Annotated in this window: 11 protein-coding genes; 3 read left to right on the forward strand and 8 right to left on the reverse strand. The window is 41.4% G+C overall.

The genetic code is table 11. The features are described from left to right. Window positions 1–60: 60 nt before the first annotated feature. A complete protein-coding gene (hemB, locus tag IQ234_RS02220) occupies window positions 61–1,047 on the reverse strand; it encodes a porphobilinogen synthase (RefSeq protein WP_159294679.1) in 987 nt (328 codons plus the stop codon). A gap of 439 nt (window positions 1,048–1,486) precedes the next feature. On the opposite strand from hemB, the gene IQ234_RS02225 reads away from it, so the two are divergent. Continuing rightward, entirely contained in the window at window positions 1,487–1,852 is a 366-nt protein-coding gene (locus IQ234_RS02225; protein WP_193955868.1) for a phasin family protein, read from the forward strand. Between the two features lie 59 nt (window positions 1,853–1,911). Beyond that, a complete protein-coding gene (locus IQ234_RS02230; RefSeq protein ID WP_002748009.1) occupies window positions 1,912–2,292 on the forward strand; it encodes a hypothetical protein in 381 nt (126 codons plus the stop codon). Between the two features lie 79 nt (window positions 2,293–2,371). On the opposite strand, the gene IQ234_RS02235 is transcribed toward IQ234_RS02230, so the two are convergent. The 3 genes from IQ234_RS02235 to IQ234_RS02245 form a co-directional block, all read right to left on the reverse strand. Further along, window positions 2,372–2,521, reverse strand: a complete 150-nt coding sequence (locus IQ234_RS02235; RefSeq protein ID WP_002789639.1) for a hypothetical protein — start codon at window positions 2,519–2,521, stop codon at window positions 2,372–2,374. A 197-nt stretch (window positions 2,522–2,718) separates the two neighbouring features. Then, window positions 2,719–3,351 carry a retron system putative HNH endonuclease gene (locus IQ234_RS02240; protein ID WP_193955869.1) on the reverse strand — a complete coding sequence of 211 codons (633 nt, stop codon included), beginning with the start codon at window positions 3,349–3,351 and terminating at the stop codon, window positions 2,719–2,721. Further along, window positions 3,348–4,604 (reverse strand): AAA family ATPase, encoded by a 1,257-nt coding sequence (locus IQ234_RS02245; RefSeq protein ID WP_193955870.1) that lies wholly within the window; start codon window positions 4,602–4,604, stop codon window positions 3,348–3,350. Before IQ234_RS02245 ends, IQ234_RS02240 begins: the two co-directional genes overlap by 4 nt. Before the next feature lie 469 nt (window positions 4,605–5,073). Between IQ234_RS02245 and IQ234_RS02250 the strand changes: the two genes are divergently transcribed. After that, window positions 5,074–6,264, forward strand: coding sequence for a class I SAM-dependent methyltransferase (locus IQ234_RS02250; protein WP_193955871.1), 1,191 nt, complete (start codon window positions 5,074–5,076; stop codon window positions 6,262–6,264). Between the two features lie 229 nt (window positions 6,265–6,493). On the opposite strand, the gene IQ234_RS02255 is transcribed toward IQ234_RS02250, so the two are convergent. The 4 genes from IQ234_RS02255 to IQ234_RS02270 form a co-directional block, all read right to left on the reverse strand. Continuing rightward, on the reverse strand, window positions 6,494–6,733 hold the full coding sequence (locus IQ234_RS02255) for a DUF4327 family protein (protein ID WP_002738935.1): 240 nt from the start codon (window positions 6,731–6,733) through the stop codon (window positions 6,494–6,496). Between the two features lie 298 nt (window positions 6,734–7,031). After that, entirely contained in the window at window positions 7,032–7,520 is a 489-nt protein-coding gene (locus IQ234_RS02260) for a diacylglycerol kinase (protein ID WP_193955872.1), read from the reverse strand. Between the two features lie 28 nt (window positions 7,521–7,548). Beyond that, the gene (gene ybeY, locus IQ234_RS02265) at window positions 7,549–8,061 is read right to left on the reverse strand and encodes an rRNA maturation RNase YbeY (protein WP_193955873.1); all 513 of its coding nucleotides are present in this window, start codon (window positions 8,059–8,061) and stop codon (window positions 7,549–7,551) included. Between the two features lie 11 nt (window positions 8,062–8,072). Beyond that, the gene (locus tag IQ234_RS02270) at window positions 8,073–8,258 is read right to left on the reverse strand and encodes a DUF3285 domain-containing protein (RefSeq protein ID WP_002752941.1); all 186 of its coding nucleotides are present in this window, start codon (window positions 8,256–8,258) and stop codon (window positions 8,073–8,075) included. Between the last annotated feature and the right edge of the window lie 167 nt (window positions 8,259–8,425).

An 8,425-nucleotide genomic window follows, 5' to 3' on the forward strand; every position in this document is an offset into this window, starting at 1 on the left:
TGCTTGAATCAATTGTGCCTACCTACTTAATAATCAGCATGGTGGGTTAAATCAACAAGTTTAACCCTCTGCTAACCAGCGCACGGCATCCTTAGCGTGGTAGGTTAAGATAATATCGGCACCCGCCCGTTTAAAGCTGGTTAAAGTCTCTAAAGTCACCCGTTTTTCGTCAATCCAGCCATTTAACGCCGCCGCTTTAATCATCGAATATTCCCCCGATACATTGTAGGCAGCCACGGGTAAATTAGTCATTTCCTTGATTCTCCAGATAATATCCATGTAAGACAGGGCAGGTTTTACCATTAACATATCTGCTCCTTCTAATACGTCCAATTCCACCTCTTTTAAGGCTTCTCTGGCATTACCCGGATCCATTTGGTAGGTTCTGCGATCGCCGAATTGGGGGGTAGAATCAGCCGCATCCCGAAACGGCCCATAATAGGCAGAGGCATATTTAGCCGTATAGGAAAGAATCGGTGTATCACTATAACCCGCCTCATCCAATCCTTGACGAATTGCCTGGACAAAACCATCCATCATTCCCGACGGTGCAATGATATCCACTCCCGCTTTTACCTGAGAAACGGCGGTTTTTTGCAATAATTCCAGAGTAGGATCGTTTAACACCCTGCCGGTTAAATCTCCCGTTTGCAGATAACCACAATGACCGTGGTTGGTATATTCACACAAACAAGTATCGGCGACAATGAGTAGATCGGGAACTGCCTCTTTAATTGCTGTGGCCGCTTTTTGGACAATACCATGATCGTGCCATGCTCCCGTCGCCTCTGTGTCTTTACTTTCCGGCAGCCCGAATAAAATAATCGCTGGGATTCCTAAATCCCGCACTTCCTTGGCTTCATCAACAATTTTATCGATTGATAATTGGTACACCCCCGGCATCGATTTGACTTCTAAGGCAATACCTTCCCCCGTCGTAGCGAAAAGGGGATAGATAAAGTCATTGGCTGTCAAGACGGTTTCACTCACCAGACGGCGCATTTGAGGGGTTTGACGCAGACGACGGGGGCGATGAATAGGAAACATAGTTTTTTGTGATTAAATCGGGAATCTTGTCTCGATTCTTTAGTTTAAATCTTTGCTGAGGATGAACACAAATCAATTCAGCCGGCTGCGGGCTGCCAGCAACTATCCACAATATTTAGTTATTTTGAGCTTAATCAAACTATTTAGGCCATTTTTGACCTAATGAGGCTTTATAGTCGCTTTAAGGGCGAAAAACCAGCAATTTGACTAAAATTTAATCTTTATAGCGATCAATTTTGCTGTTGCTACCACCGCATCTATTTACAAAACTTTACCTGATCAGAGGATTAGGGAAATGGGGAGATAGGGAAATGGGGAGATGGGGAAATTTCAACTAAAACCCCAACACCCTAAAACCCCAACACCCAAAACCCATCTCCATTTGGGAGAAGGATCGTTTATTCTAGGAAGTAAGAGCGATCGATTCAGGATTTTTGCTATGGCCAACTTAGGTGATTTAGTCAAAAAAGCAGTTTATTTGGGTGTAGGCATTGCTACCTATGCCGCCGAAAAAGCTGAAGTAAATTTACAAGAATTAAGAAATCAAGCCCAAAAATTAGCCGATGAGATGATTTCTCGCGGCGAAATGACGACGGAAGAAGCGAGGAAATACGTTGATGAGTTGGTGAAACAGGCACAACAGCAAACCGTAGAAGGTAACGAATCTAATATTCCCCATGAACCCCGACGGATAGAAATCATTGAAGACGAGGAAGACACCAAAGCAGCCAATCCAAAAGTAGATGAATTGCGGCAACAGGTGGAACGTCTTCAGGAGGAATTACGGAAACTGCAACAGGATTAAAACCTAGATTTTAGCGACAAATAATTAATTATTACCAGACAAGGGATGCAAGTATAAACATGGACGATTGGCAGAAGGATTTTTGGGAAGTGATCGAAACTGTGGCACTGGGAATTGAAAATTTTTTCCAAGAAGTTACCCAAACTATCGAAGAAATCAATGAGGAAATTATCATCGATCTGGAACAGTTTATTCAAGAGGTTTTACCCCAGGAATTAGAAGAATTTTTTAACCTCGATGAGTCCCTATTTTCGGAATTAGATGAACCCTCGGATTTTATCCTCACTCCCAAGGTTAACCCCGATCCTAACACCCATCCTGCTTGTATCGGTTGCCGTAATTATCACGGTTATATCTACGGAGGCAATCTTCTCGTCTGCGGTGTCCATCCCTACGGTTGGGATAGTGATAGTTGTCCCGATTGGCAAGCAGAGGATTAATTATTTTTCGATAAAATCAGGTAGGGTTATTATCCCTACCCATAACTTTTATCTCAAAGCAGTTATCTGTCATTTTTAGTTAAGAATTACCCTTGGGAGCATGGTAAGGTTCAGAATCAAAAGGTTGCATCCCCACATCGGGATATTCGTCATTGTTGGGACTAAAAATGCGAGCGAAAGCCTCTGTTAGGTACTGGACAAAATCGTGTAATGTATCCTTGATATTCATTGCTTTTTCTCTCCGACTCTCGACAACAATCTCTTTTTCGGATCAGGTTGATTCAGCCCTCCATCCCCATTATCTGGCCAAAATCTCACCAATTGTTGACTTTTGAGATAATTCTTGAATAATCTTCATAAGACTTTATATTTTTTCTTGTTTATCTAAACTTTTATAATAATTATTGTATTTTTGTAAAGGAAAAATTATTCAATTAAATCGCTGAACAGATATTTGATTGTTGTCCAGAAAGGACTGTATCTTTGTTGATCATCTAGGCATAAATATCCATTGACAAAAACTTTTAATTGAGCATTGTCTATCTCTTCATCCAAAAAAGGATCGATGGCTGCCTTACGAAGTGCCTTGAGTTTATTGAGGTTTAATCCCAACTTTTCGATAGTATTAATCGCTTTTTGATCATCTTCTTGTGCAGGTTTAATTGTGCCATCATAGTTAAAGGCAAAGTGAGACTCACAATCGGGATTAAGTGGAGAGATTAAGAGATTTTCATCAAACCAGTTATTTTTTAGATTACCACAGTACCGAGGTTCACCAGGCTTAAGATTTGCCTGACAGGAACATAGCAAATTGGCATAATCTAAGGGATCAACAGTGGGATCACTCTGAGGTTTAAAATGTTCTATATGGCATTTATCATCAATCAATCGACTTTCACAATAACAACATATTTCCCCCTGTTCTGTCATCAAAGCTTTAATTAGTATTTCTTTTGGTTTTCCTGCTAAATTTTTAAAGTCGGGCTGCCAATCTGAGTTAGCTTGCTCTTTCCAATTCTTAAACTCTGGTGGTTCTTGTCTTTTTCTAATATACTTCATTTTCCGATAATTTCCTTGCGTCGAATAATAACTTCAGCTTTAATTAATTCTGGATCATCTTGAATTTTAGCTCTGAGATCATTGATTTTATTTTTAGCTGCCTCTAATTGATTTTGAGATATTTGTTCATAGATATCTTTCAAAGCTTCAGCGATTTCCTTGGGACGAGTTGTCTCTAATCCCATCAAATCTTCCAAAATTCGATCAACATTTTTGCCGTAGGACTCCTGCACGGGATGAAATTTTATTCCCATTTCTGTTTGTTCCATGAAGTGTAAACTTTCTGGTTGAACATGAGTGATAATATTAGGAGAATGGGTGGAAATAAAAAATTGACAGTTAGGAAAAACTTCTAGTAATTTAGGTACTACAAATCTTTGCCATTGAGGATGTAAATGTAAATCAATTTCGTCAATGATAATAACGCCATTACCCGTTAAGGGATCAGGATTTTGAGGATTAGCAATCGCCATTCTTCGAGCTAAATCTCCCAGCATAGCAATCAGACATTTTTCTCCATCAGAAAGTTGATTAACAGTAACTATTTCATTCTTTTTTGTTACTTCCATTCTCAAGGGATTACGACGGACGCTAAGATTAGTAAAATCGGGTAGAAAACGTTCGATCGTTTCCCGAACCGCTTCCAATTGGGGATCGGGAAAACAAAAACCATATTTTCTATTTTCATTTTCTAAATCTTCACGTTCGCGAAACCATTCAAAAAAAGTGCGAAAATCTGATCCACTGGTTAAAGCATTTTCGTAGGCACGTAGAGAATCAAATTGATGTTTTGTTCTAATTTTTAATGGTATATCTAGCACTGCTCGATTAACAGAATAATAAACAAATAAAGGTAAGTTAATTTGTCCTTGACGTTCAGTAATTTGCCATTGTATTTTTTTAGTATAATCATTTAATTGGCTAAAATTACTCCGTTCTCCAGCGTGGATATATCCAGTCCTAGTTTTTACTATTTTCCAAGTAATCTCTTGACTATTTTCCGTCACCCCAGTGATTTCAATTATAGCCGTCCCCTGACCATTATTAATCTCGGTTTCGCTCATCTGTCGTCCACTGGCATTAGTATTTTTTAGGCGATTAACTAACCATGAAAGCATAATAGCCAAACTATCTAAAATGGTAGATTTTCCCGCACCATTAACTCCTATAAATACGTTTAATTGCCGATGAAAGTCGATGTTTAAACTAACTGCACCTCGATAATTAATAAGCTTTATAGACTTAATTTTCATAGATTTTTGTATCAGCAAGATTTGCTTATAGTTGAGGTAATTGTTAGAGAATGACTCTCCAATAATTGCCAGTAAAACTTAGATAGGGTTAAGAGAAAGTAGGACAAGGAATAGAACAAAATATCGACTAAAGAAATAATATCTAGTTTTAGCACAGAACCGGGTATTCATAATGATTATTTATCATTAAACCTCTTGCATAATTAATTTTCGAGGGTTCAAAAACGGTAAAAATAAGGATTAAATTGCATAAAATTCTTAAATAGACCATTTAATTGATTAATGCTCGTTCTTAATTCTTCTGACTACTGGCTCCTGACTCCTGACTCCTAACCCTAACAACAATTTTTGATTTTTACAAGAGGTCTATTTACCCCCGACCAACTCAAAAAAACCCCGGCTGACTTTCCCGATCGCTGCCCTCTGTGAGACAATCGATCGAGTGTTATCCTAAACTCCGCCAATTTTCATGTCCGACGACGCTACTATTCGCACTGCTGTACAACGTCTCTACAATACCTATCCTTTCCCCCCCGAACCGCTCCTAGACGAACCTCCTCCGGGTTACAATTGGCGCTGGAATTGGATTGCTGCCTATAACTTTTGTTGTCATCGTAAACCCGAACGAGAGGATATCCGGATTCTTGATGCGGGTTGTGGTACCGGTGCGGGAACCGAATATCTGCTCGCGCTCAACCCTTTCGCTCATGTAGTCGCTATAGATATCAGTGAAAAAGCTCTAGAAATTGCCAAAGAACGCTGTAATCGTTCGGGAGTCGCAGCAAAGCACCGAGGTTCTCTGGATTTTCACCATTTACCCCTTGAATCCGCCACTAATCTCCCCAGAGAATTTGACTTAATTAACTGCGTCGGGGTGCTGCACCATCTCCCAGACCCGATTAAAGGTATTCAATCCCTCGCGCAAAAACTGGCCCCCGGTGGTCTGCTGCATATTTTCGTCTATGCACAATTGGGACGCTGGGAAATCCAGTTAATGCAATCTGCGATCGCACTTTTGCAGGGAGACCGACGCGGGGATTATAAGGATGGGGTCGCTGTCGGCCGGGAGATTTTTGCCTCCCTACCAGCAGATAATCGCATTTTGAAACGGGAAAAAGAGCGTTGGTCAATGGAAAATCATCGCGATGAATCCTTCGCTGATATGTACGTTCACCCCCGGGAAGTGGACTATAATATCGATACCCTCTTTCAACTGATTGATGCGTCAGGATTAGCCTTTATTGGCTTTTCTAACCCTTCCTACTGGCAATTAGAGCGTTTATTGGGTAAATCCCCCGAATTGATGGCTAGAGCGCAAAATTTAGGGGAAAGGGAACGTTATCGCTTGACGGAATTATTAGACCCCGAAATCACCCACTATGAATTTTTCCTCGCTAAACCACCGATTTTGACTGCCGATTGGTCCCGGGATCAAGTCCTAGAGAATGCAGTGGCCGAAGTTCATCCCTGTCTTTATGGTTGGCCTAGTGCAAGTGTTCTAGATTACGATTATCGGCCAGTTAATCTCTCGGAGAGAGAATTTGCTTTTCTACAAGCTTGTGATGGTCATTCAACCGTGGGAGCAATCGATGCTCAAGTTGGTTTAGGATTAACTGGTGTGCGTTCTTTACAACAGCGCCAACTACTGATTTTAAGTTAGTAAAAACTTGGGGATGTTAGAGATAGCGTCCCTTGGCAATCGGTAACTTTTAAACTAACTTGGCTAAATCTTGCCAAAAATTCTTTTTTCTTAACAATTATCCCCTTCCTGTCCCCATAGTTTCAGCCCCAGAATTAACCGGGGCTGAATTATAATAGTTAAAAAAGTGGACAAGGCTGATAAATTTCTGATCAGTTCGATTTTTCCCCGGATCGGCAAACGGGAGGGTTTAATCATTATCCCAAGATTCCGAGGCGATTAAGTCACCAATTTGATCTCTGAGAAGGTAGTCACACCGTTCTAGTTCACATTCAACACAAACCCACTCCCGGGGGGGAATGAACTGACAGAGGGTGTAGATCGGTTGGTGTCTGCTCACTACCCCCTGTTCTACCATCTGACGGACTTCGTCCTTAATCATCCTGATAGAGTAAGCGGTGGGAGCGGTGGAGAAAGTTATGGCACTCATGGGAGATTTCCTGCAAGATCTACAAAAGAAGTCTTATCACTAACTATAGTCTAACCTATAAGGGGACAAAAGAGATTTTTTGCTGTATCGACGATTACAATTTTTTATATATAGCGAAACCCTCTCCCCTCGCCAGTTTAGGCTTAGGTTAAGAAAAGTTAAATTTATCGGCTAAAAGCTGTCGAGTCCCCTTATGCCGAATCGGCTTTTTTAGCCGTCAGGAGTCAGGAGTTAGGAGTTAGGAGTCAGGAGTTAGCTTTTTCTCCCTACTCCTCTCTCACCACTTCCCACTTCCCGCTTAAGCTAATAAATGGGGAATAAAAATAAAAGCCGCTACGAGTAAAGCGGCGATCGAGGCGATTAAAACGGCACCGGCGGCACAATCTTTCGCTATTTTGGCTAAATCATGGTAGGATTGCCCCACCGTCAAATCTACCACTGATTCTAGGGCAGTGTTAATTAATTCTAAGACCATCACCAGAGCGCAGGTAAGGGTGACAATCGCCATTTCCATGGCATCAACCCGCAAAAATAAGCCCCAACTAACCGCTACTAGGGTAATCAGGGTGTGAATGCGAAAATTTCTTTGACTGACAAAAGCATAACGGACTCCGGCCCAAGCGTAGCGAAAACTGACTAATAGATTCGAGGCGACTTGCCAAGCGTATTCTCTTTGACTGGGATTGTTGCCCTCACTCACCTGTCCCGATCGAGGGATAAAATTATTGTTGAGATAGGGATTAGGTATGCTGGTAGATTGGTTGGCTTGATGATAATTTGTCTTCATATTCCTCAATAATGCTTGACAAAAATAACTAACTATGTATCGGCATTTCGACGGTTTTTAACAAAGTTTCCTGTAAAGATAGCATTTCTAACAGACTTGTTTCATCGGGATGGTCCCAACCCAAAAGATGTAAACAAGCGTGGGTGGTTAACCAGGCTAATTCTCGCACCAAAGAATGATTTTGTGTTAAAGCCTGTTGTTGTGCTGTCTCGACAGAGATGATAATATCCCCCAAATATAAAGGTTCTGTCTCTAAAATGCCCTCATCCACTGGTAAATCGACTTCCAGAGCGGCAAAAGCGAGAACATCCGTCGGTTGATCTTTGTGGCGATATTGGCAATTATAGGCCTGAATTTCTTGATCGTCTGTTAAACGCAAACTTAGTTCATAACCGGCGGCAACGGGGAGATAATCCGATAGATAGCCTAACCATGTCTCCAACCAATAGTGCCAAGTTTCCCCATCCACAGGACTATTTCCGGGATCAAAATAATTATCCTGTAGGCATAAATCCACCCCTAGGGGCAAAGTCTCACTCACCAGATTTCACCCTAGGGACGCGTCAGATAGGAAATACCGACAAAAAAGCCTAATAGGGCCGCCGTAGTCAAAAAAAAGTGTTTTAACGAGACGCCCTTTTTCTTGACCATATTCCGCATCGCCAGTTTGACGTAACTGGGTTGCGCTTCGGTGGCCGTTTCTACTGCGGGGTCAGTGGTGCTAACAGGTTCAGTCATCAGTAATTCCCCAGACAAGGATTGATCGCTATAAGTGTAACAGATTATTAAAAAAGTGCAAAAAAAATTCAATTATGGGAAAAACTGTTCCCCGTCCGGGATAGTCAAGGTGGTCACTGCGTGCGCGTTGCGGGGGGTTTTGGGGTGTTAGGGTGTTAGGGTTTTAG

This window comes from Microcystis aeruginosa LEGE 91341, from assembly GCF_015206885.1.
Classification (GTDB): Bacteria; Cyanobacteriota; Cyanobacteriia; order Cyanobacteriales; family Microcystaceae; genus Microcystis; species Microcystis aeruginosa_H.